Consider the following 23,763-nt stretch of genomic DNA (forward strand, 5'->3'; position numbering starts at 1 on the left):
GGCTAGGATTATCTAAATCCTTTTGTTTCTATGGCTATTAACAGGCCGTCCTTACAGGGCTCTTTACTTTTTACTTTTTACTTTTACCCTGGTTCTTTTACCCTGGTTCTTATTTAAAAGTATACCCTTTGCTTTCCAATGCTCCTTTTAGGATGGCCATTCTTGCGAATACTCCGTTTTGCATTTGTTTGAAGACTCTTGATCTTTCGCATTCTACAAGATCCGAATCTATTTCCACTCCTCTGTTGATGGGAGCCGGATGCATGATGATTGCTTCTTTTTTCATCGCCTTTTCTCTTTCTTTCGTCAGACCATATCTTTTATGGTATTCTGAAGCGGTGAAACTCATTGCGGAATCGTGTCTTTCGTGCTGGATTCTTAATAGCATTAACACATCCACTTCGCCGATCAGTTCATCTACTGACATATAAGTTCCGTTGATCAGGGCTCCTTCGTCAAACCACTGTTCCGGTCCCGAGAAGTATACTTTGGCTCCCAGTCTTCTTAGCGCCTCTGCATTTGAGTTGGCTACACGGCTGTGTTTTACATCTCCTACAATTCCTACCTTAAGGCCTTCAAACTTTCCGAATTCCTGATAGATAGTCAGCAAATCCAGCATACATTGTGAAGGGTGGTTTCCTGTTCCGTCTCCTCCGTTGATCACCGGAATGTTAATATTTTTCAGTTCTTCGAAGTATCTGTCTTTCTTATCGCGGATCACTACAAGGTTTACTCCTATACTTTCAATAGTCTTTACGGTGTCATAAAGACTCTCACCTTTGTTTACCGAACTGTGTGATGCATCAAAAGGAACTACCTGAAGTCCCAGTTTTCTTTCTGCAAGATCAAAACTTGTTTTCGTTCTTGTACTGTCTTCGAAGAAAAGATTTGAGCAAAAAACTTCTCCTTCAATTTTAGCAGTTTTACCGTTTGCAAAAGCCAGTGCTTCTTTCAGTATACTGTTGATTCTCTCGGTGCTTAGTTCTGTAATCGTAAACATAATTCTAATTTTTGGGCATAAAAAAAGCGAAGACAACAATCTTCGCTAATAACAATAAATATCGTAAAGGGCGCTTTCGCCCGGTAAATCTAATGATATAAATGCTTTTTTATTCATTAGGTGCAAAGATACAACAATTTTATGAACTGGCAAAAATTATGTTTAAAATAAATTAAAAACTTCAGTCTTTCCTTATTCTCATTTAAAATTAATATTTTTGTTAACACTCAAATTTATTCTATGGATTTAAAAGACAAAATGATTCTCAGCATTATTCAGGAAGACTCTACGCTATCGGTTAAAGAAATTTCCGAAAAGATAGGTCTTACCTTTACTCCTACGTATGAGCGAATCAAACAATTGGAGAAGCAGGGGATCATTCAGAAGTATGTGGGACTTTTAAACCGTGAAAAACTGGGTTTAAATATTGTAGTCTATTGTAATGTCCGTCTCAAAGAACAATCCAAGAAAGTTTTGGAAACTTTTGAGAACCATATCGGAAAATATGATGAAGTACAGGAAATCATCAGCCTTTCCGGAGAGTACGATTATATGTTGAAGATTATTGCCAAGGACATCAATTCTTATAACGAATTTGCGGTTAATGTTATTTCAAACATTCCCAATATCGGACAGTACCACAGTTCTATCGTTCTTCACGAGGTGAAAAAATCTACCAAATTTAAAATTGATCTGGAATAATCCCTTCTATTTTAAACTCATTATTCATTCCTATTTCAATTGCTGAAAATTTTTGATTTTCTTGCGTCTTAAAAGAGTAATATTAATTATACAATTCCTTGCGCCTTTGCGTATACCAACCTTTTCATTTCTACTATTTTGTTAGAAAACGCAAAGACGCAAAAGAAATTTATAAACTTTATGCTTTAAGGCGCAAAGATTTTATCTCTGATAAAATTTTATACAGCAGATTTAATCTCAATTTTCAACCATAGTCAGTTTAAAGATCAATCATCAAATTCAAAGAGCAGAGTAAAATCCAACCATTAAGATCACTTAAGCAGATAAGATTTAAGATTAAGGCTTCCACAACGAAAAGACAGCAGGCTAAAATAATTTTAGAAATTCTACTGATTTTTGCCTAAGTTTTGATGACCTTAATGGCTTAGATTCTAACCCAATAATTTATTTTTCAGTTTATTGAACTGATATTCTATTTTATCCAGACAAAGATTTCCTATACTTCCCTGATGGGTATGTTCAAGGTTGCCGGGTTCAAATTCAAACGTATTGTTTTCAATCTCCTGCCCTACTTTTACATAAGCATCACGGAAAGAGCTTCCGCTTTTCACCTCTTCATTGATCTTTTCCACACTGAAAAGGTATTTGTATTTCTCGTCCTCCAGAATCCCGTCTTTCACCTTAATATTCGGTAAAGTATAGCTTAAGATTTCCAGACATTCCTTTAAAGAATCTATCGCAGGGAAAAGAATTTCTTTTGTCAGCTGTACATCTCTGTGATATCCTGAAGGCAGATTGCTTGTTAAAAGGATCAGTTCGTTTGGAAGTGACTGAATTCTGTTGCATCGTGCACGAACCAGCTCAAAGATATCCGGATTTTTTTTGTGCGGCATAATACTGCTTCCCGTAGTAAATTCTTTTGGAAAACTGATAAAATCAAAGTTCTGGCTCAGATAAAGACATACATCATAAGCGAACTTACCAAGCGTTCCCGCTAAAGTGGCCATCGCCATGGCCAGCATTTTTTCCGACTTTCCACGGGTCATCTGAGCGTACACAGAATTGTAATTCATGGACTGGAAGCCTAAGTTATAGGTGGTACTTTCACGATTGATCGGAAAAGACGAACCATAACCAGCAGCTGATCCCAGTGGATTTTTATTAATGATATTCTTCACTGAAAACAGCATTTCCACATCATCCAAAAGCGCTTCTGCATAAGCTCCGAACCACAACCCAAATGATGAAGGCATCGCAATCTGGAAATGGGTATATCCCGGAAGCAGAACATTTTTATGCTGATCTGCCAGCTGAATTAAAATCTGAAAAAACTCGTCTGTAAGGGCTGTAATTTCACGGATTTCATCCAATAAATACAATTTGATATCCAGTAAAACCTGATCATTTCTTGATCGTGCCGTATGGATTTTCTTTCCCGTATCTCCTAATTCTTCAATCAGGATCGCTTCTACCTGAGAATGGATATCCTCAGCTTCTTTATCAATTTCAAAAGTCCCATCCTCAATTTGATTTAAAATACTATTTAAAACAGATAACATCTGCTCTGATTCTTCTTTTGTAATAATGCCGGTTTGTGCCAGCATTTTACAATGTGCCATAGAACCTTTAACGTCATATTTGGCTAAACGCTCGTCGAAGTCAAGATCTTTACCGACTGTAAATTGATTGACTAATATATTGGTGGCAAGGTCATCCTTCTGCCATATTTTTTTCATGATAATATTTGATTTAAATATTTGTTGGTTTTGACATGCCCGGCAAGGCAATCCTTATTACTAATAACTATAAAAAAACATTTCCTTATGTAAAGCTTTCATTTTTAATTTTCTTTTTGCATAAATCTTATTAAAAACTGAACTTTTAGAGCCTGCCGGACGGAGTCAAAACATATATTTTAGAGGTTAGAAATTAGATGTTAGAAGTTAGTTACAACCTTTATACGGTCTTTTTTTACTAATTTCTAGTCTCTAGCTTCTAGTTTCTCACTTTTATAACACTTTTTCTAAAATGCTGATGTAGATTTCTATCCCTTCTTCTATTTCCTGGATATAGATAAATTCATCTGCTGTGTGAGAGCGCCTGCTGTCTCCAGGACCTATCTTCACAGATGTACATGGAATAATCGCCTGATCTGAGGAAGTAGGTGAACCGTAGGTTGTCCTTCCGACTTCAATTCCTGCTTTTACAAACGGATGATCCATTTCGATCCTGGAGGAATTCAACCTGAACGATCTTGCCGTTAATGTAGATTTCATCTGAGATTGGATAATTTCAAATGCTTCCTGATTGGAATATTCATCCGTTACCCTCACATCCAGTGTAAAATTGCACGATTCCGGAACCACATTATGCTGTACTCCTGCATGGATCCCTGATAAAGTCACTTTAACTTCGCCCAGATATTCTGAAACCTTCGGAAATTTAAAGGAAAGAATATTCTGCAGATCCTGCATACATTTTACAATTGAGTTATCATCATTAGGATGAGCGGCGTGAGAAGGAGTACCTTTCATTTCTCCATCAATCACAAGAAGTCCTTTTTCTGCAATCGCCAGGTTCATCTGCGTGGGTTCTCCTACAATGGCGAGTTCTACGTTGGGTAGCTGCGGAAATAAGGCTTCGATTCCATCAAATCCTGAAATCTCCTCCTCTGCCGTCAAAGCAATAACTAAATTATATTTTAAATCTTCTTTATCATAAAAATGTAAAAAAACCTGTGCCATAGAAACCAGAGAAGCTCCTGCATCATTGCTACCTAATCCGAACAGTTTACCTTCTTTTTCGATCGGTACAAACGGATCAAGTGTATAAGCTTTATTAGGCTTTACCGTATCATGATGGGTATTCAGTAAAACGGAAGGCTTAAACACATCAAAGTGTTTGTTCACCGCCCAGATATTGTTTTTAAAACGTTTGGTAGGAATCTGATGTTTTTTGAAAAAATTTTCAATCTCTACCGACGTATTGAATTCATCTTTACTGAATGAAGGAATCTCAATCAAATTTTTAAGCAATCCGACCGCGTTATTCAACAGTTCTTCTTTATTATAAACAGATTTCAGTTCCTGCATGATGATTTTCTATATGGTTTTTCAGTTCTGTTTCTTTGATCAGAAACACTTTATTTACATTATTTTTTATCGCTCCAAGAGCATTTTCAAGTTTGGGTAAAATCCCTTTATGAAGTTTCCCTTCGTCTTTTAATACCGTGAATTCTTCTTCATTGACAGTTTTGATCACAGATTCCGGATCGTTTACATCTTCTAAAACACCTTCTTTATCAAAACAATACAACAGTTCAACTTCATATTTCTCAGACAAAGCCTGAGCCATCACAGAGGCAATAGTATCAGCATTAGTGTTGAAAAGATTTCCTTTTCTGTCGTGGGTAATCGCAGAAAACACAGGAACAAGATCCAGCTTGATTAATTTTGACACCAGCTTCCTGTTCACGCTTTTTTTTGTAATATCCCCCACAAATCCAAAATCTATTTCAGGATGTTCTCTTTTCTTAGCTTTAATTAAATTTCCGTCTGCCCCCGAGAATCCTATGGCATTGCATTTTTTCTGCTGCAGCTTTTCAACGATATTTTTATTAATTCCTCCTGCATATACCATCGTTACAATATCCAATGTCTCTTTATCCGTAATCCTCCTGCCATTAATCATTTTCTGTTCAATGCCCAGTTTATCAGCCAACGTTGTTGCCAGCTTGCCACCGCCATGAACAAGGATTTTCTTTTCAGTAATTTCAGAAAACTGTTCTAAGAATTGGTTTAATAATTCCTCATCATCTATTAAAGCTCCGCCAATTTTTATGATGTATAACTTTTCTTTCATTGTAAACGTTTTGTGATCCTTACTTTTTTCTATCCTTGTCAGGGTTTTGAACCTTGACAAGGATTATTATTGGGCTTTTAATTCATCTAAAATTTTACTGAACACAGCCTGTGCAGAAAAAATCCGGTTTTTTGCCTGCTGATAGATAATAGAATGATCTCCATCCATTACTTCATCGCTCAATTCTACATTACGGCGAACCGGAAGGCAGTGCATTACTTTCGCATTATTGGTATTGGCTAATTTTTCATTCGTGAGCATCCAGTTTCCCTTCACTTCTGGCATTGCAGCATAATCATCAAAAGAAGACCAGTTCTTCACATAGATAAAGTCTGCATTTTTCAACGCTTCATCCTGATCATGGATTACTTTCACATCTTTGGTAAAGTTTTTATCTAAATCATACCCTTCGGGATTAGCAATCACCAATTCCACATCCATTTCCTGCATCCATTCTGCGAAAGAATTTCCAACAGCATGAGCGATAGGCTTGATGTGCGGCGCCCATGTTAATACTACTTTTGGTTTATGGTCTTTTTTCCAGTTTTCTGTAATGGTGATGCAGTCTGCAAGACTTTGTAAAGGATGGCGTGTAGCTGATTCCAAAGAAATGACAGGTACTTTTGCATGCTTTTCAAACTGGCTTAATATGCTTTCATTCACATCATCTTCTTTGCTCTTCATCCCTGCAAAACAACGTACCGCAATGATATCACAATATTGATTTAAGACTTCAATAGCATCTTTGATATGTTCTACCGTGTCTCCGTTCATTACCGCTCCGTCAGCAAATTCAAGATTCCAGGCTTCCTGTGCTGCGTTTAACGTCAATACATTCAATCCAAGATTTTGAGCTGCAATCTGGCTGCTCAGACGGGTTCTTAAACTTGAATTCAAAAATACAAGTCCGATTGTTTTTCCCTTTCCTTTTTCTGTTTCAGTAAGGGGGTCTGCTTTTATCTGTAAAGCTTTTTTTATGATTTCCTGTAAGTTTTCTACATCACTTACAGAGGTAAATTTTTTCATTTTAAACTAATTTTAAAGATTTTGTTTACACATTGATTGTTGATCTAACCACAAAAGGCACAAAAGTTTTTACTAAAACACTTTAGAACACTTAAGTTTTAAAAGTTGATTATTTTGAAAATATATAAGCTCACAGAAGAAGAAAATCAAAGATTTTCGAAAACTTAAGTGCACTTCTTAAGCCTTTAGTATTTTCTTAAAATCACTTAAGTGTTTAAATTCTTTTGTGACTTTTATGGTTTAAATATTTCCAAGCACTGCTTTCAAAGCATTGATGAAAAGATCCGTTTCCTCTTTTTTGATATTCAGTGCCGGAAGAATCCTCAACACGGTTTTATCATTTGAGTTTCCTGTGAAAATATGATGATCAAAAAGGAGCTCTTTCCTTACTTCTGAACAGTCTCTGTCGAGTTCTATTCCGATCATCAATCCTTTCCTTCGGATGGATTTAATATGTGGTAAATCTTTAATTTCATTTTCAATATACTCACCCATTTTCTGAGCATTTTCGATAAGATTTTCATCTTTCATAACATCCAGAACAGCAATAGAAGCGGCACAGGCAAGGTGGTTTCCTCCAAATGTCGTTCCCAGCAAACCGTTGCTTGCCTCAAATTTAGGATGGATCAAAACTCCGCCCACAGGGAAGCCATTTCCCATTCCTTTAGCAGTCGTAATAATATCTGCTTCTACACCAAATTCCTGATGCGCAAAGAAATATCCGCTTCTTCCGTATCCTGACTGCACTTCATCCAAAATAAGAACAGCATCATATTTTTCACACAGTTCCTTGATTTTAGATAAAAATTCCGGTGTCGGAATCATAATGCCGCCAACTCCCTGAATTCCCTCGATGATCACAGAAGAGATTTCATTTCCATATTTTTCAAAGGTTTCTTCAAGCTGTTGTACATCATTCCATTCTGATTTGATAAATCTTTCAGAAAAATTAACCGGAGCTACAATTTTCGGATTATCAGTCACTGAAACCGCTGCAGAAGTTCTGCCGTGGAATGAGCCTGAAAAGTAAAGCACTTTGCTTTTCCCGTTATGAAAAGAAGCCAGCTTCAATGCATTTTCATTCGCTTCTGCTCCGGAATTACACAGGAAAAGGTTATAATCTTTATACCCTGAAAGTTTACCCAGTTTTTCTGCTAACTCAGTCTGCAATTCATTCTGAACAGAATTGGAATAGAAAGATATTTTTTCCAGCTGATCTTTCAGCTTATTCTGATAATACGGATGGTTGTGCCCGATAGAGATTACCGCATGACCTCCGTAAAAATCAAGATATTGTTCTCCTTTGTCATCCCACAGAAAAGATCCCTGTGCTTTAACCGGATTGATATTGAATAATGGATATACGTTGAATAAATTCATTTTTTTGTTTTTTATTTTTCTTTTGTCTTAAAACAAAAGAAACAAAAGTTCAAGACCTGGAAACTTCCGCTAAAAATTAGTTCTATTCTCTAAAAATTCTAAAACTTGCGCGAAATCCAAATGGGTTCTTCGGCCCTCTATTTTCCTCGCACTTCGAACAGTAGAATTTTCTTAACGTTCATAGAATTAATTTTCTTAACGCTCCACTTTCCTAAGTCGGATTTACTTTTTGTTTAAAATTTTCAATTATTGTCAATTTAAAAGGCAATCGGTTTCAGGTTTAATCCTGCATTTTCTTCCCAGTCCATAGCCAGATTCATATTCTGTACGGCCTGTCCCGAAGCACCTTTTAACAAATTGTCAATCGCTGAGTGAATAACGACCACATTTCCACTCTTTTCGATTTGAATCACACAGCGATTGGTATTGACAACCTGCTTTAAATCCACTGCCTTCCTGCTTACTGTAACAAAAGGCTCCTCTGCATAAAAATCCTGATACAACTGTTCTATTTCCTCCAGCTCCAGCTCCGTCTTCATGGTGGAACTTGTAAAAATCCCTCTTGCAAAATCTCCTCTCCAAGGAACAAAGTTCAGGTTTACTTCTTTATTATTGAATGCAATCAGCTGTTGTAAAATCTCATCCACATGTTGATGTGTTAAAGTTTTATAGGCTGAAACATTATCATTTCTCCAGGTAAAATGAGTCGTTGCCTGCAGAGACTGCCCGGCTCCTGTAGAACCCGTAATCCCCGTGGTAAAGACTTCATTCAACACTCCTTTTTCTGCCAATGGCAGCAAAGCCAACTGAATAGCCGTAGCAAAACATCCCGGATTGGCGATACTCTTAGCACCCGTTAGTTGTTTTTTATTAATTTCAGGTAATCCGTAGATAAAATCTCTGTTTCCGAAATTTCCTTCTAAACGGAAATCGTTTCCAAGATCAATCACCAGCGTTTCATCTTTGACAGGGTTCTGCGTTAACCAGTTTTGACTTTCTTTATGCGGAAGACACAGAAAAAGAATATCTACGTCTTCAGATTTATCAGTCAAAACCATTTCACAAACCGTCGTTAAATCCGGGTACAGATCTGAAATTTTTGTTCCCGAATTCGAACGACTATATAAAAAACTCAATGTCACATGGGGATGAAAAGCCAGTAAGCGTATCAGCTCACTTCCTGTATAACCGTTGGCACCAATGATTCCTACTGTTTTCTTCATTTTGATTCTGACAGAATTTTGTTCTGCCTTTCATTAAATCGTCCCTTCGGAACTAGTTGATATTCTGGTTAATCTGGTGGTATATATTGAGAGAATTGCTAACAATCTTAGTATACCCTTTCACATCATCGCCTGTCCATGCTCTGTTCGCTTCTCCATAGCTTCCGAATTTGTCGGACATCAGATCATGAGCAGATTCAATTCCATTCAAAATAAATCTGTAAGGATGAAGGGTTACAAATACTTTCCCGGTTACTGTTTTCTGAGAATCTGTCAGGAACGACTCAATATTTCTCATCACAGGATCTAAGAAAAGTGCTTCATGAAGCCAGTTTCCATACCAGTCGGATAACTGCGACTTCATCATTTGCTGATATTTTGAAAGCGTATGCTTTTCCAATAAATGATGCGCTTTGATAATCACCGATGCTGCAGCTGCTTCAAATCCTACTCTTCCTTTAATCCCAACAATAGTATCACCTACATGAATATCACGGCCAATTCCATATGCTGAAGCCAATTCTTCTATTTTTTGAATGGCATATACTGAATGTTCAAAACTTTCTCCATTGACAGCTACAACCTCTCCGTTTTTAAACTCAATTTCAAGTTCTGAAGGCTGAGTTTCTTTAATCTGAGATGGAAAAGCTTCTTCAGGCAGGTAATTTCTTGAAGTTAAAGTTTCTTTACCGCCTACTGAAGTTCCCCAAAGTCCTTTATTAACAGAATATTGAGCTTTATGGAATTCCATTTCATACCCATGCTGCTTCAAAAACTCAATCTCTTCCTCACGGGATAAAGCCATATCACGGATAGGCGTAATGATTTCGATATTCGGACACATTACCTGAAAAATCAGATCAAAACGAACCTGGTCATTCCCAGCTCCTGTACTTCCGTGAGCAATGGCATCTGCCTGTACTTCAATGGCATATTTTGCAATTTCCTGCGCCTGAATAGTACGCTCAGCACTTACAGAAAGCGGATACGTATTATTTTTCAATACATTCCCGAAAATCAAATATTTCACACATGAATTATAGTAATCTTCCTGAGCGTCTACGCACCTGTATTCTTTTACTCCAAGGTTTAAGGCTTTTTTCTCCAGTTCTTTTTCCTCTTCTTTTGAAAAACCTCCGGTATTTACAGTAACGGCATACACATCATATCCCAGTGTTTCACTAAGATATTTAGCACAGTAGGAAGTATCTAAACCTCCGCTAAACGCTAAGATGACTTTCTTTTTCATCTGGACTCTTTTTATTTTTATTAATGGTCGCATGGAATTCATCAAAATCTTTCTGAATCATTCCATCATATTTATTTTCAGGCAGATTATTCACTACCTCCTCTTTTTTTTTATCATTTTCAGGAACAAATAACATGGCTGTACACAGACAGTTTTTGCGTTCCTTCATCATTAAAATCTCATAGTTTACACAGTTCTTGCAGCCGTTCCAGAATTCTTCATCCTGAGTCAGTTCAGAATAGATCACGGGTTTATATCCCAAATCACTATTGATTTTCATCACTGCCAAACCTGTTGTTAATCCAAATACTTTTGCATCCGGATATTTGTCTCTAGATAACTGGAAAACTTTCTGCTTGATCTGAGTCGCTACTCCCCCGTTCCTGAATTTCGGTGACACAATCAGGCCCGAATTGGCCACAAACTTCCCGTGCGACCAGGTCTCTATATAACAGAAACCTACCCACTCACCGTTTTCAGTGGCTACCACAGCATTGCCTTCTGAAATCTTCTTACTCAAATATTCTATGGAACGTTTTGCGATACCCGTTCCTCTACGCTGTGCAGAATCGTACATTTCCTGCTGTATTTCACTCACATACATTAGATGTTCGCATGAGGAAATTTCTATTTCCATTTATTTATCTAAATTTTTTGGCAAATTTAAAATATAATTTCTTTTAAATCCAAATAAAAAAGATATTTTTTTTGTTTTAAAATTTTAAACAGGTAAAATTATCTTTATGAAAAAATATACATTTGCTAATTTATTATATATTTGCTAAAATAATATAGTTATGGAAAATACCTGTCCTAAATGCAAGAGTGTCAAAGTAGTAAAAAGCGGCATTATCAACAATAAACAGCGTTTCCACTGCAAAGACTGCAATTATTATTTTACCGTTAAAAAACTGGGAAAACAAATTGACGATTACTACGTAACCAAAGCTCTTCAGCTTTATCTGGAAGGTTTAAGTTACCGTGAAATTGAAAGAATCATTGGTGTTTCCCATGTTACCATAAGCTCATGGATTAAAAAATACAATATCACAAGACCTCCCCATTCTGAATTCCATCCTGTTTATAAAATATTAAAACAAAGCGAACTGATTGAGTATATCGCTCAGGAAGAGAATATTAAAAACTCCGGAATTATCATCACACAATTTGCCGATAAGTATATGCTGATTAAGTGGGAACGGTTTAAGAAGTAGTACGGGGTACGAGTTACGGGATGCGGGGTTTCGGGATGCGAGTTACGAGGTTTAAAAACCGAGGTGAAAATACTCTTGCAAAAAACGGTATATCAAATCTTTAAAAAAATTATAATTTTAAAATCTCGCACCCTAAATCTCTAATCGCAAACCTCGAACCCCGCATCCCGAAAATCAAAGTCTACTAAATACCAACTATACTATTACCACTAATATATATTAAATTTTCATAAATAAATTATTAATTACAATTTGGCATTCACAAAAAACAACGCCAAAAATTGATAATTTATGAAGAAATTACTTATATTCATTGGATTAGCTTTAATCAGCGGTTCCTTATATTCACAAGGTTCTCCTGATTATGGCAGTGGCTTAAAACTTAACCTCAACCAAAACGGGGATAAATTCGTCAGATTTATTTTATGGGACCAGTTTTGGGTACGAAATACATCTATGAACCCCGGAACCATGGTAGGCGGTGAACCTGCTGACAACTCATGGAGCCTGGGAAACAGAAGGTTACGTGCATTAACGTACGCACAGATCTCTAAGAGATATATGATCCTGCTCCATTTCGGAATTAATAATCAGACTTTCATCAATGGCGGCGCTTCAGGCACCTTAGGAACAGGAGGTTATGGAAACGGAAAGAAAACCCAGCTGTTTTTTCATGATGCCTGGAACGAATATGCAGTTATTTTACCTGGAGAAGCGGGAAAATTCAGTTTAACTTTAGGGGCCGGGCTTCACTATTATACGGGACTTTCCCGTATGACCATGGCTTCTACGCTTAACTTTCTTACATTAGATTCTCCTGTTTTTTCATGGCCTTTAATTGATAATTCAGATCAGTTTGCAAGACAGCTCGGAATGTTTGCCAAAGGAAAGTATGGAAAACTGGAATATCGTTTCAGTTTAAATAAACCTTTCGCCACAGACCTTGTTCCTGTGAATGTAACAGATCCTTCAAAAGCAGTCGCTGTTGATAATAACGGAAATCCCAGTTTTTCAAAGGCAGGATATGTTGAATATCAGTTTCTTGATGAAGAATCCAATACCCTTCCTTTTAAAGTTGGATCTTACCTGGGAACAAAAAAAGTTTTCAATATAGGTGCCGGTTTTTATCATCAGGCTGACGGAACAAGAACGTCCGTAAATTCAAACATTGAAAAACATGATATTACCCTTTTTGCGGTAGATGCGTTTGCAGATATACCTTTGGGTGAGGCAAAAAACAAAATGGCCGTTTCTGCCTATGCCGGATATTATAATTACAATTTCGGACCGAACTATGTAAGAAATCTGGGGACCATGAATATTGGCGCCTCTGATCCTAATTTCATCGGCAATAAAGCCATTGCAGGGCCAGGAAATCTACAGCCAACCATTGGAACAGGTAATATTATCTACGCCCAGGCAGGTTTACTATTACCGAGTCAGGCAGAAAAGCCAAAAATCAGAATACAGCCTTTTGCTGCTTATACCCACAAAAGCTTTGAGGCTTTTGATAAATCTTCATCTCAGTTTGATGTCGGAGCCAATTGGTTTATAGACGGACATCACGCAAAAATAACGACACAGTATTCCACAAGACCTGTTTATACAAATCCTACAGAAAGTCCTTCTTCTAAAGGAGAATTTATTGTACAGTTTCAAATCTACCTTTAAAATTTGAACCATTAAGAATAGTAAAGAATTTAAGATAAATTAAGCTCCATCAAAGATGGATAAAAGCATACCGCTGAATAAAATAGCTTCAGCTATCATCTTAATTATTCTTATCAACTTAAAATCCCTTAATGGTTTAAAACAAATTAAATTCCTATTCCACTAACATCAAAAACTAATCAATATGAGCGAAAATCATCACGAAAGCTACGAAAATATGACCGACAGGCAGAAAAACCGCACCATCTGGAGTGTGATCACTGCCTCATCTCTCGGAACATTGATAGAATGGTATGACTTCTATATCTTTGGAAGTCTGGCCGTTGTTTTAGCGACCAAATTTTTCCCTGCGGATAATCCTACTGCCGCATTTTTATCTACCCTGGCTACTTTTGCTGCCGGATTTGTAGTAAGACCTTTCGGGGCATTATTTTTCGGGAGACTGGGAGATCTTATCGGAAGAAAATATACTTTCCTGGTTACGTTACTGATTATGGGATTTTCCACTTTTCTGATCGGGTGTATTCCCAGCTATGAAACCATTGGATTTCTGGCGCCGGTCTTGGTTTTAATTTTAAGATTACTTCAGGGGCTTGCTTTAGGAGGTGAATACGGAGGTGCTGCCACGTATGTTGCAGAATACGCACAACCTCATCGCCGCGGATACTGGACCTCCTGGATCCAGACTACAGCAACAGCCGGACTTTTCATTTCATTAATCGTTATTCTGATCACCAAGACTACTCTTTCTGCAGAAGAATTTGATACCTGGGGATGGAGAGTTCCATTCTGGATTTCTATTCTGATGGTGGCCGTATCTTATATTATCAGAAAGAACATGAAAGAATCACCCCTTTTTGCGAAAGCCAAAAGCGAGGGAAAAACGTCCAAAAACCCTTTAAAGGAAAGTTTTGGAAACAAATACAATTTCAAATTTGTACTACTGGCTTTATTCGGGGCTGCGATGGGGCAAGGGGTGATCTGGTATACAGGACAATTCTATGCCATGAGTTTCCTTCAAAAGGTCATGAATGTAGAATCGGCGCAGGTAGATTCACTGATGGCTACGGCTTTATTTTTAGGAACACCCTTCTTTGTATTCTTCGGATGGCTTTCTGACAAAATCGGCAGAAAAGCAGTGATGATGACCGGAATGCTGATCGCTATTTTAGCGTACAGACCTATCTACGACAGCATGTTTAAAAGTGTAAACCTCGAAAACAAAACGATTGCAGCCAATGGAATTACAGAAAAAAGAACGGCGAAAATCCACAATGATATTGCGACAGACAGCCTGGTGACTTTTCACAAAGAAACACTTTATACGGACGGAACTTTAATTAAAAAAGACAGCGTAGTTCATTGGTCTCCATCAGGAGTTGTTATGAAAGACGGAAAACCGGAGGAAGCCAAAGTTTCTCAAAGTTTAAAATTAAGTGACAACACCAAATGGTACCTGGTATTCCTTGTTTTCATCCAGGTGATCTTTGTAACGATGGTTTACGGACCTATCGCTGCCTTCCTTGTTGAAATGTTCCCTGTGAGAATCCGTTACACCTCAATGTCATTACCTTATCATATTGGAAACGGGGTATTTGGAGGACTTCTTCCAGCGGTAGCTACTTATCTGGTGACTACAGGAAAAGAAGCAGGACATGCAACATGGTATCTGGAAGGACTCTGGTACCCGATTGGAGTCGCTGCCGTATGTTTGATCATCGGATTATTTTATCTTAAAAATAAGAACAATAATCTTCACGATTAGGTACTGAATCACTCAAATTTTTATTAATTTTAAAACTACTAAAATGAACGGACTAAAAAAAATATTAGGCATTCTCTGGATCGCAATAGCAGTAATTGTGGGTTACTTCGGAATTACCGTACTGGGAATCCCGAAAATAACTTCCGGAAAACAGGAAGATCTGGTTTTTGGCATCATCATTCTTTTTGTACTGATGCCGATTATCTCAGGCGGAATGGCAGTTTTCGGTTATTACGCCTTAAAAGGAGAATATTCTGACGATAAAATTTAAAAGCAAAAAACAGATCATTGATGAATGCGGCATTCATCAATGATCTGTTATAAATTATAAAAAAATGGATATCACGATTAAAGCAATTCCCCGTCCTTCTCAGGATAAGAGCGTTATTGACCTCATCCACAGATTAAATACTTCTCTTATTACAATCTCTGGTGAGAGTGGAAGCAAAAGTGCAAACCTTGATGACTTTTGTCAGGAGAAAGCTTTGTTCCTCATTGCTGTAAGTGATGAAAAACCCATAGCCTGTGGAGGTTTTCGCCCCCTTTCACCAGAAATATGTGAAATTAAACGCATGTTCTCCCTGGACAAAAACATAGGCCTGGGCGGAAAGATTCTCTCGGCGTTAGAAAAAGCCGCAAAACAATTCGACTATAAATACATCTATCTGGAAACCCGTAAAAAAAATGACAATGCCGTAAAGTTTTATCTGAAAAACGAATATAAGGTCATTGAAAATTATGGAATTTACATCGGACGTGAAGAAGCGATATGCTTCAGTAAGGAAATAAAATAATTATGAAAAAAAGACACGAACAAAAACTTATCATACTGAGCGTAGGGCTTATGATTGCTTTCAGCATTCCTATTTCACTTCTTTTCAATAGTGACAGGGAAGTTTTGGGCTATCCTATGATCCTTATTTATCTGTTCGTGGTCTGGATGATTTCCATTGTGATTTCTTTTGTAATTGTAAAAAGACATGATGAGTAGTTTCGCATTATTTTTTGTCGTTCTGTTTTATCTGGCCCTCCTTTTCTTAGTTGCCTACCTGGCAGAGAAGAAAAGAAGCAAGCTTTGGATCAATAATCCATACATCTATGCTTTATCTCTTGCTGTATATTGTACTGCCTGGACGTATTATGGAAGTATCGGTGTGGCAGCAACAAGCGGATTAAACTATTTACCAATTTACATTGGACCTATTATGATTATTCCGGCATGGATCTATATCAATACCCGGATTGTAAGAATTTCAAGGGTCAACAAAATAAGCAGCCTTGCCGATTTCATTTCATTGAGATACGGGAACAGCAGAAGCCTGAGTGCCATTATCACGATAGTCTGCCTTCTGGCGATAGTTCCTTATATCGGGCTGCAGATTAAAGCCATTTCTGAAACCTTCCATCTGGTAACTGAAACTCCGATGTCGAAAGACATTCTTACTGATAATGCAACTTTCGTGGTAATTTTAATCGCTTTATTTTCTTCTTACTATGGAACACGATATGTGGATGCTTCAGAAAAAAGGCTTGGAATTATCTCCGCCATTGCTCTGGAAAGTTTTTTAAAGCTGTTTTTCATTATTATTCTCGGATTTTTCGTTATTTATTATGTTTTTGATGGTTTCTCAGATATTTATGAGAAAGCCAGTAAATTTGAAGATTTTAAAGAAAAAAACACCTTCAACGGAATTGAAGGTGCCCTGAACTGGATGGTTCTCTGCATGATTTCCGCAACAGCGATCTGCATTCTCCCAAGACAGTTCCACACTGCTATTGTTGAAAACAGGCAGGAAAAGCACATCAGAACAGCTATTTGGTTTTTTCCGCTTTACCTTCTAATCTTTACTGTATTTATTTTCCCGATTGCCTGGGGAGGAAGATTAATTTTTGACGGACAGAAAGTAAATCCTGAGTTCTACTCTATTCTGATTCCACAGCATTTCGACAATACTTTGATCACAGTATTCGTCTTTCTTGGAGGATTGAGCTCATGTATTTCCATGATCATTATCTCTGCCATTACTTTATCCATCATGCTTTCCAACAACCTCATCATTCCATACGGATTACTGGGAAAATTAAAATCTGAAAGCGAGGAGCAAAATACAAGAATCATCACCAATATCAGGAAGTTCAGTATTTTCGCATTGATCATTATGGCTTTTGCCTTCTATAAATATTTCATTCTGAAGACCTCACTTGATTCGGTAGGATTAATCTCATTTGTAGTGATTGCACAGCTGGCACCTGCATTTTTCGGAGCTTTATTCTGGAGAAGAGGAAGTTATAAGGGTGCTGTTACAGGACTTTTAGCCGGATTGGTAATCTGCTATTTCGGGCTGATTATTCCACAATATTATTTTTCGTACAATCAGGAATTTAAAGGGGTCTTGAGGGATATGTATAATGCTTTCGGATTTTTTACCATTCCTTATTTAGGAATGATTCCACAGATCTTTTTCTGGTCGATACTGGTGAACACAAGTTTATTTACAATTGTTTCTGTAAGCTCCAAAGGAAATTACCGCGAAAGAAACTTTGCTGAGCTTTACGTAGACATTGATAAGTACATTCAGAATCACGAAAATGCTTTCATCTGGCGTGGAACCGCATATATTTCTGATATTCAAAATATTCTGGAACGTTTCTTAGGTAAGAATAAAACGGAGCAGGCCTTAAGGATTTTTAATTTAAAATATAACATCGACTCCAATACTGAGACTGCCGATTCAAGGTTTATCAAATTCTCAGAAAACCTATTGGCCGGAAGAATCGGTACAGCTTCCGCAAAAATATTGATTGAAGGAGTAACCAAGGAAGATAAAATATCTTTAAAAGAAGTTTTAAATATTCTCGAAGAATCGCAGGAAAATATCAGCTTAAATAAAAAGCTTACCGAACAGTCTGCAGAACTTCAGAAATTGTCTAATGATCTAAGAACTGCCAACGAAAGTCTGATTATTAAAGACCGCCAAAAAGACGACTTTCTGGATTCTGTCGCTCACGAGCTAAGAACTCCGATTACGGCCATCCGTTCAGCAGGAGAAATTTTAGCGGATGACGATGATATTCCTTTTGACATCAAACAGGAGTTTTTAAGCAACATCATCACAGAATCCGACAGATTAAGCGAAATCATCAATGATATTCTTTATCTGGATAAACTGCAGCATGGTGAAATCTCTTTGCATATTCAGGAAAACAATATTGTTGACACGTATAAAAAAGCATTGAATCCGCTTCTTCACCTGATACAGCAGAAAAATATTCATTTAAGTGAAGTTAATCTCCTGAATCAGTCTATATTTGAATATGATGAAGCAAGAATGATTCAGCTGTTTCAGAATATCTGGGGAAATGCTTTAAAATTTACGGAAGAACACGGCACCATTCAGACCAAATTGTTTGAAAAAGATCAGCAGCTGATCATTACCATTTTCAATACCGGAAAGCATATCCCGGAAGAGGATCTGGAAATGATTTTTGATAAATTTTATCAATCGAAAAATCAAAACATATTAAAGCCTACAGGAAGCGGACTGGGACTGGCCATTTCCAAAAAAATTGTAGAGGCACACGGAGGAAGTATAAAAGCAGAAAACAGCGGGCTGGGCGTAACTTTCACCATCAACATTCCCAAAAAAACTAAAAAAGAGATTACAGATGAAGTTGAACACCATTAAAAACTTATTATGAGAAAGATAATCATTGCGGATGACGAACACAAAATATTGATGTCGTTGGAATACAGCTTTAAGAAAAACGGATATGATGTTTACATTGCCCGTGACGGAATGGAAGTCCTTGACTTTCTGAAAACCATGGTTCCGGATGTGATTCTTCTCGATATTATGATGCCCAATCTTGATGGCTACAGCACCCTGGATCTTATTAAACAGGATGAAAAACTGAAAGACACCAAAGTGATCTTTCTAAGTGCTAAAAATAACCCGAGAGATATTGAAAGAGGATTGGAAATGGGAGCTAACGCTTACGTTACAAAACCCTACTCGATTAAGAAACTGATGCAGCAGATTGAGGAGATGTTTTAAGAGATTGCTTCGCCTGCGGCTCGTAATGACATGCAGACACTAAACACAACTATTGACCTTGATATTGATATGAATACAGATACCTTATTTAAACAAAGCATAGAAAACAAAGAAGACTTCTGGAAGGAACAGGCCGGGAAAATACAATGGTTTGAATTTCCGCAGCAGATTCTTTCCAATGGTGAGAACGATTATCCACAGTGGTTTTCTGACGGAAAGCTCAATATGTGTTACTTATGCATTGACAGACACATTGAAGACGGTTTTGGTGATCAGATTGCGATCGTTTATGATTCTCCTGTAACCCATCAGAAGAAAACCTACACATTTCATCAGGCAAAAGAGGAAATAGCAAAACTGGCAGGAGGATTGGTTTCTTTAGGATTAAAAAAAGGAGACACAGCCGTTATTTATATGCCTATGATTCCGCAGACGCTTTTTGCCATGCTGGCATGCGCAAGAATCGGGGTGATTCACAATGTAGTTTTCGGAGGCTTTGCTCCTCATGAGCTTGTAGTAAGAATTGATGACTGCAAACCGAAAGTTTTAATCACAGCCACGGCCGGTGTTGAAATTGCAAAGAGAATCCCCTATCTGCCGCTGGTAGAAAAAGCGATCGAGCTGGCTCAGGACAAAGTAGACAATATTGTTGTATACAACAGAAAACTAGTTGATAATCAGAATGAAATGTTTGAAGGTCTTATTGATTATGAAGAACTGGTAGAAAAATCAGCTCTTGCGGACTGCGTTTCTGTAGAATCTACTCATCCACTCTACCTGCTTTACACCTCAGGAACTACCGGAAAACCTAAAGGGATCGTTCGTGATACAGGAGGTTATGCCACGGCATTACAATTCTCAATGACTTATGTCTATGGTGTTGAGCCGGGAGAAACGTATTGGGCTGCTTCAGACTTCGGATGGGCGGTTGGCCATAGCTTTTCTGTGTACGGCCCCTTAATCAACAGAAACACGACCATTATTTTTGAAGGAAAACCTATCATGACTCCTGATGCAGGAACTTTCTGGAGAATTATCTCAGAATATAAAGTTTCGGTGATGTTTACGGCCCCTACAGCTATCAGAGCTATTAAAAAAGAAGATCCGAACGGAGAGCTGGTAAAAAAATACGATTTAACCCATTTTAAAAAACAGTTTCTCGCTGGTGAAAGATGCGATGTTGCCACTTTGGACTGGTTTGCAGAACATATTGGTGTTCCTGCAATAGACCATTGGTGGCAGACAGAATCCGGCTGGCCAATGCTTGGATTGCTCACTCACGAAGAAAACTATCAGATCAAAAGGGCCTCTGCAGGAAAGCCTGTTCCGGGATATGATATTAAAATATTTGATGAAAACGGTTACGAACTCGATCCTCACCATGAAGGTTATCTGGTGATCAAACTTCCCCTCCCACCTGGCGCCATGCTTGGAATATGGAAAGACTACGCCCGTTTTGAAAGCAGTTACCTGTCTCAGTATAAAGGGTATTATTTTTCGGGAGACGGTGCTATTCAGGATGAAGACGGTTATATTTTCATCACAGGAAGAGTGGATGACGTGATCAATGTAGCTGGACACAGGCTTTCAACCTCCGAAATGGAAGAAATTGTTTCCTCACATCCTGATGTTGCCGAATGTGCCGTTGTAGGCATTGATGATGATTTAAAAGGACAGGTTCCTTTTGCCACGGTGGTTTTGAAAAACGGCTCGGCGATTTCTGAAGAAGATATTGAAAAAGACATCGTTCAGATGGTTCGCAATAAAATAGGAGCAGTTGCTTTTTTAAAAAACGTAATGGTTGTCAAACGTTTACCCAAGACGAGATCCGGAAAAATTTTAAGAAAGCTGATCCGGACACTGCTGGACGGTAAAGATTTTCAGATTCCATCCACTATTGATGATGAAAAAATCATTGAGGAAATTCAGGAAAAAATCCAGGTTTATAGAGCTTAAACGGGAAATTAAACATAAATTTAAAAATATAATAAATTCAAATTTCAAAAAACGAAAGGGATATGAGAAATTACTTAATAGAAGATTTACCACAATATTTTGAAGACTATAAGAAGTCTATCAAAAATCCTAAAAAATTCTGGGATAAAGTTGCAGATCAAAACTTCGTGTGGTATCAGAGATGGAGCAAGGTTGTTAAGTACGACATGAATGAAGCGAAGATCACCTGGTTTAAAAATGCGAAACTCAATATTACCAAAAACTGTCTCGACAGACACCTTACCATAAGAGGAGAAAAAACAGCAATCATCTGGGAACCCAACGATCCTAAGGAAGAAGCACAGCATATTTCTTACAACGAATTATACACCCGGGTGAATAAAACGGCCAATGTTTTGCGCGATATGGGTATTGAAAAAGGAGACAGGGTCTGCATTTATCTTCCTATGATTCCTGAACTGGCTGTTACGATGCTTGCCTGTGCAAAACTGGGAGCTATTCATTCTGTTATTTTTGCAGGATTCTCAGCTTCAGCAGTGGCTTCAAGGGTCAATGACTGTGAAGCCAAAATGGTTATCACATCAGACGGAAGCTACAGAGGTAATAAAGTTCTGGATCTGAAAAGCATTGTAGATGATGCGCTGGAAAAAACGCCGACCGTGGAGAAAGTTCTTGTGGTAAAAAGAACTCACAACGAAATTAAAATGAAAGAAGGAAGAGATTACTGGATGGCCGATCTGTATGAAAAAGCTTCTCCTGATTTCGTTACTGTCATTATGGATTCTGAAGATCCTCTTTTTATTTTATATACTTCCGGATCTACAGGAAAACCTAAAGGAATGTTGCACACCTGCGCCGGGTATATGGTGTACACCGCTTACACCTTCAAAAACGTCTTCAATTATAAAGAAAATGATATTTACTGGTGTACAGCAGATATCGGATGGATCACCGGACACTCCTATATTCTTTACGGGCCGCTGTTGAACGGTGCTACTACAGTGATCTTTGAAGGCGTTCCTACTTATCCGGAACCGGACCGTTTCTGGGAAGTGATTGAAAAACACAAGATCACTCAGTTTTATACGGCACCTACTGCGATCCGTTCCTTAGCAAAAGAAAGTACGGAATGGGTAGACAAACATGATCTAAGTTCTCTGAAGGTCATTGGCTCAGTAGGTGAACCTATCAATGATGAGGCATGGCACTGGTTCAATGACCATGTCGGGAAGAAAAAATGTCCGATTGTAGATACATGGTGGCAAACGGAAACAGGAGGAATCATGATTTCACCGCTTCCTTTTGTAACACCTACAAAGCCAACTTATGCTACTCTTCCTTTGCCTGGTGTACAACCAGTTCTGATGGATGATAAGCGCAATGAAATCACAGGAAATCAGGTGACAGGAAATCTTTGTATCCGTTTTCCATGGCCCGGAATCGCAAGAACCATCTGGGGTGACCATCAGAGATATAAAGAAACTTATTTCACAGCTTTCCCTGGAAAATATTTTACAGGAGACGGAGCTTTGAGGGATGAAGTGGGCTATTACAGAATTACCGGGCGTGTAGATGATGTAATTATCGTTTCAGGACATAATCTTGGAACAGCACCTATTGAAGACAGCATCAACCAGCACCCGGCTGTTGCAGAATCCGCCATTGTAGGTTACCCTCATGACATCAAAGGAAATGCGCTGTATGGCTATGTAATGCTTAAAGAAACCGGAGAAGGACGTGATAAGGAAAATCTTAAAAAGGAGATCAATCAGTTAATTTCGGATCAGATCGGACCTATTGCCAAGCTTGATAAGATACAGTTCGTTTCCGGGCTTCCGAAAACACGTTCCGGAAAGATCATGCGTAGAATTCTGAGAAAAATTGCAGAAGGTGACTTCAGTAATTTTGGAGACATCAGTACGCTTTTAAATCCTGAAATTGTAGAAGAAATTAAAAACGAAAGAATTTAATTAATCATTATTTAACCAATAGTGGGCCCCGGAATTTATTTCGGGGCTTTTTGTTTATGGATAAATAAATTAAACAAAATCACCTCGCCCTTCTCCTACTCATTAAATACTGTAACCTAATAAAGTAGATTTCACTATTTTTATACCGTGAACAAAACTAAATTTTAATTCAATCAAAATCTTTTAAGCAATTAAATTCAAAAGAAATACGATGAAAAGGAATATCATAAGAGCAATTACGTATTTATTGATGTTTTGTGGAATTATCTTAGTGATTGATATTACATATAGCCTTACAGTTTCTCATCATTTAACATCAACTAATCTAATATTTGATCTTATTTTTGGTTTTTTATTTTGGATATTATTTATTTTTTCTGGTAAATTAAAAAAATAATGCTTTAGAATTTTCCTTTGCTATATTGGGCATTAAGTATGATGATAAGGCAACTTTGAAATCCTTCCCTGGCACGAGCATCTTGCTCGTTAAAAAAACCGCAATTTGAAGTTTTTTGTTTATGGTCTTCTGTCTTCAAATGCAAAACCAAGCAAAAGAGGCATCAAGGTTTCAAAAGCACAAATATTATCCAATTGTTAAAATTAAACACCCGTTCAATAATTATCCTTAAACATTACCTATATCTATTGAAAACCAAATATTAATTAACAAATTATATTAACTCAAATGCAA

Annotated in this window: 20 protein-coding genes; 11 read left to right on the forward strand and 9 right to left on the reverse strand. The window is 37.6% G+C overall.

What is annotated here, in order from left to right:
• Positions 1-109: 109 nt before the first annotated feature.
• On the reverse strand, positions 110-1,000 hold the full coding sequence (locus tag LIV57_RS04975) for an aspartate carbamoyltransferase catalytic subunit (protein ID WP_262908295.1): 891 nt from the start codon (positions 998-1,000) through the stop codon (positions 110-112).
• A gap of 240 nt (positions 1,001-1,240) precedes the next feature.
• On the opposite strand from LIV57_RS04975, the gene LIV57_RS04980 reads away from it, so the two are divergent.
• On the forward strand, positions 1,241-1,702 hold the full coding sequence (locus tag LIV57_RS04980) for an Lrp/AsnC family transcriptional regulator (RefSeq protein WP_002980286.1): 462 nt from the start codon (positions 1,241-1,243) through the stop codon (positions 1,700-1,702).
• A gap of 431 nt (positions 1,703-2,133) precedes the next feature.
• On the opposite strand, the gene argH is transcribed toward LIV57_RS04980, so the two are convergent.
• From argH to LIV57_RS05020, 8 genes are all read right to left on the reverse strand, one after another.
• Positions 2,134-3,438 (reverse strand): argininosuccinate lyase, encoded by a 1,305-nt coding sequence (argH, locus tag LIV57_RS04985; RefSeq protein WP_227941690.1) that lies wholly within the window; start codon positions 3,436-3,438, stop codon positions 2,134-2,136.
• Between the two features lie 273 nt (positions 3,439-3,711).
• Positions 3,712-4,794 (reverse strand): M20 family metallo-hydrolase, encoded by a 1,083-nt coding sequence (locus LIV57_RS04990; RefSeq protein ID WP_227941691.1) that lies wholly within the window; start codon positions 4,792-4,794, stop codon positions 3,712-3,714.
• On the reverse strand, positions 4,769-5,563 hold the full coding sequence (argB, locus tag LIV57_RS04995) for an acetylglutamate kinase (protein ID WP_227941692.1): 795 nt from the start codon (positions 5,561-5,563) through the stop codon (positions 4,769-4,771). The genes LIV57_RS04990 and argB overlap by 26 nt, the downstream gene beginning before the upstream one ends.
• 66 nt (positions 5,564-5,629) lie before the next feature.
• On the reverse strand, positions 5,630-6,589 hold the full coding sequence (locus tag LIV57_RS05000) for an N-acetylornithine carbamoyltransferase (protein WP_227941693.1): 960 nt from the start codon (positions 6,587-6,589) through the stop codon (positions 5,630-5,632).
• Between the two features lie 240 nt (positions 6,590-6,829).
• The gene (locus LIV57_RS05005; protein WP_227941694.1) at positions 6,830-7,969 is read right to left on the reverse strand and encodes an aspartate aminotransferase family protein; all 1,140 of its coding nucleotides are present in this window, start codon (positions 7,967-7,969) and stop codon (positions 6,830-6,832) included.
• Positions 7,970-8,226: 257 nt separating this feature from the next.
• Positions 8,227-9,192, reverse strand: coding sequence for an N-acetyl-gamma-glutamyl-phosphate reductase (gene argC / locus LIV57_RS05010; RefSeq protein WP_227941695.1), 966 nt, complete (start codon positions 9,190-9,192; stop codon positions 8,227-8,229).
• Between the two features lie 52 nt (positions 9,193-9,244).
• Positions 9,245-10,441 carry an argininosuccinate synthase gene (argG, locus tag LIV57_RS05015; RefSeq protein WP_227941696.1) on the reverse strand — a complete coding sequence of 399 codons (1,197 nt, stop codon included), beginning with the start codon at positions 10,439-10,441 and terminating at the stop codon, positions 9,245-9,247.
• Positions 10,413-11,078, reverse strand: coding sequence for a GNAT family N-acetyltransferase (locus LIV57_RS05020; RefSeq protein ID WP_227941697.1), 666 nt, complete (start codon positions 11,076-11,078; stop codon positions 10,413-10,415). Before LIV57_RS05020 ends, argG begins: the two co-directional genes overlap by 29 nt.
• Before the next feature lie 160 nt (positions 11,079-11,238).
• On the opposite strand from LIV57_RS05020, the gene LIV57_RS05025 reads away from it, so the two are divergent.
• The 10 genes from LIV57_RS05025 (at position 11,239) to acs (ending at position 23,072) form a co-directional block, all read left to right on the forward strand.
• Positions 11,239-11,655: a helix-turn-helix domain-containing protein gene (locus LIV57_RS05025; protein WP_227941699.1), complete on the forward strand. Its 417-nt coding sequence runs from the start codon at positions 11,239-11,241 to the stop codon at positions 11,653-11,655.
• A gap of 291 nt (positions 11,656-11,946) precedes the next feature.
• Positions 11,947-13,326 carry a porin gene (locus LIV57_RS05030; protein WP_227941700.1) on the forward strand — a complete coding sequence of 460 codons (1,380 nt, stop codon included), beginning with the start codon at positions 11,947-11,949 and terminating at the stop codon, positions 13,324-13,326.
• A 184-nt stretch (positions 13,327-13,510) separates the two neighbouring features.
• A complete protein-coding gene (locus tag LIV57_RS05035; protein WP_227941701.1) occupies positions 13,511-15,091 on the forward strand; it encodes an MFS transporter in 1,581 nt (526 codons plus the stop codon).
• Between the two features lie 43 nt (positions 15,092-15,134).
• Positions 15,135-15,362: a DUF6814 family protein gene (locus LIV57_RS05040; protein ID WP_062670707.1), complete on the forward strand. Its 228-nt coding sequence runs from the start codon at positions 15,135-15,137 to the stop codon at positions 15,360-15,362.
• Positions 15,363-15,426: 64 nt separating this feature from the next.
• The gene (locus LIV57_RS05045) at positions 15,427-15,885 is read left to right on the forward strand and encodes a GNAT family N-acetyltransferase (RefSeq protein WP_062670709.1); all 459 of its coding nucleotides are present in this window, start codon (positions 15,427-15,429) and stop codon (positions 15,883-15,885) included.
• Positions 15,886-15,887: 2 nt separating this feature from the next.
• The gene (locus LIV57_RS05050; protein ID WP_062670711.1) at positions 15,888-16,082 is read left to right on the forward strand and encodes a hypothetical protein; all 195 of its coding nucleotides are present in this window, start codon (positions 15,888-15,890) and stop codon (positions 16,080-16,082) included.
• Positions 16,075-18,777: an ATP-binding protein gene (locus LIV57_RS05055; RefSeq protein WP_410673321.1), complete on the forward strand. Its 2,703-nt coding sequence runs from the start codon at positions 16,075-16,077 to the stop codon at positions 18,775-18,777. The genes LIV57_RS05050 and LIV57_RS05055 overlap by 8 nt, the downstream gene beginning before the upstream one ends.
• Before the next feature lie 9 nt (positions 18,778-18,786).
• Complete coding sequence (locus LIV57_RS05060; protein WP_227941703.1) at positions 18,787-19,146, forward strand: response regulator transcription factor; 360 nt, start codon at positions 18,787-18,789, stop codon at positions 19,144-19,146.
• Positions 19,147-19,215: 69 nt separating this feature from the next.
• Entirely contained in the window at positions 19,216-21,102 is a 1,887-nt protein-coding gene (locus tag LIV57_RS05065; protein ID WP_227941782.1) for an AMP-binding protein, read from the forward strand.
• Positions 21,103-21,164: 62 nt separating this feature from the next.
• Entirely contained in the window at positions 21,165-23,072 is a 1,908-nt protein-coding gene (gene acs / locus LIV57_RS05070) for an acetate--CoA ligase (protein WP_227941704.1), read from the forward strand.
• The last annotated feature ends 691 nt before the right edge of the window (positions 23,073-23,763 follow it).

It is taken from the genome of Chryseobacterium sp. X308, assembly GCF_020733145.1.
GTDB classification, from domain to species: domain Bacteria; phylum Bacteroidota; class Bacteroidia; order Flavobacteriales; family Weeksellaceae; genus Chryseobacterium; species Chryseobacterium cupriresistens.

What these genes read in the sequence shown, in the direction of transcription:
- LIV57_RS05005 (WP_227941694.1), bottom strand. Translation starts at nt 7,969, where the DNA reads ATGAATTTATTCAACGTATATCCATTATTCAATATCAATCCGGTTAAA.
- LIV57_RS05030 (WP_227941700.1), top strand. Translation starts at nt 11,947, where the DNA reads ATGAAGAAATTACTTATATTCATTGGATTAGCTTTAATCAGCGGTTCC.
- argB (WP_227941692.1), bottom strand. Translation starts at nt 5,563, where the DNA reads ATGAAAGAAAAGTTATACATCATAAAAATTGGCGGAGCTTTAATAGAT.
- LIV57_RS05020 (WP_227941697.1), bottom strand. Translation starts at nt 11,078, where the DNA reads ATGGAAATAGAAATTTCCTCATGCGAACATCTAATGTATGTGAGTGAA.
- LIV57_RS05045 (WP_062670709.1), top strand. Translation starts at nt 15,427, where the DNA reads ATGGATATCACGATTAAAGCAATTCCCCGTCCTTCTCAGGATAAGAGC.
- argH (WP_227941690.1), bottom strand. Translation starts at nt 3,438, where the DNA reads ATGAAAAAAATATGGCAGAAGGATGACCTTGCCACCAATATATTAGTC.
- LIV57_RS05050 (WP_062670711.1), top strand. Translation starts at nt 15,888, where the DNA reads ATGAAAAAAAGACACGAACAAAAACTTATCATACTGAGCGTAGGGCTT.
- LIV57_RS05025 (WP_227941699.1), top strand. Translation starts at nt 11,239, where the DNA reads ATGGAAAATACCTGTCCTAAATGCAAGAGTGTCAAAGTAGTAAAAAGC.
- acs (WP_227941704.1), top strand. Translation starts at nt 21,165, where the DNA reads ATGAGAAATTACTTAATAGAAGATTTACCACAATATTTTGAAGACTAT.
- LIV57_RS05000 (WP_227941693.1), bottom strand. Translation starts at nt 6,589, where the DNA reads ATGAAAAAATTTACCTCTGTAAGTGATGTAGAAAACTTACAGGAAATC.
- LIV57_RS05040 (WP_062670707.1), top strand. Translation starts at nt 15,135, where the DNA reads ATGAACGGACTAAAAAAAATATTAGGCATTCTCTGGATCGCAATAGCA.
- LIV57_RS04990 (WP_227941691.1), bottom strand. Translation starts at nt 4,794, where the DNA reads ATGCAGGAACTGAAATCTGTTTATAATAAAGAAGAACTGTTGAATAAC.
- argG (WP_227941696.1), bottom strand. Translation starts at nt 10,441, where the DNA reads ATGAAAAAGAAAGTCATCTTAGCGTTTAGCGGAGGTTTAGATACTTCC.
- LIV57_RS04975 (WP_262908295.1), bottom strand. Translation starts at nt 1,000, where the DNA reads ATGTTTACGATTACAGAACTAAGCACCGAGAGAATCAACAGTATACTG.
- LIV57_RS05060 (WP_227941703.1), top strand. Translation starts at nt 18,787, where the DNA reads ATGAGAAAGATAATCATTGCGGATGACGAACACAAAATATTGATGTCG.
- LIV57_RS05065 (WP_227941782.1), top strand. Translation starts at nt 19,216, where the DNA reads ATGAATACAGATACCTTATTTAAACAAAGCATAGAAAACAAAGAAGAC.
- LIV57_RS04980 (WP_002980286.1), top strand. Translation starts at nt 1,241, where the DNA reads ATGGATTTAAAAGACAAAATGATTCTCAGCATTATTCAGGAAGACTCT.
- LIV57_RS05055 (WP_410673321.1), top strand. Translation starts at nt 16,075, where the DNA reads ATGAGTAGTTTCGCATTATTTTTTGTCGTTCTGTTTTATCTGGCCCTC.
- LIV57_RS05035 (WP_227941701.1), top strand. Translation starts at nt 13,511, where the DNA reads ATGAGCGAAAATCATCACGAAAGCTACGAAAATATGACCGACAGGCAG.
- argC (WP_227941695.1), bottom strand. Translation starts at nt 9,192, where the DNA reads ATGAAGAAAACAGTAGGAATCATTGGTGCCAACGGTTATACAGGAAGT.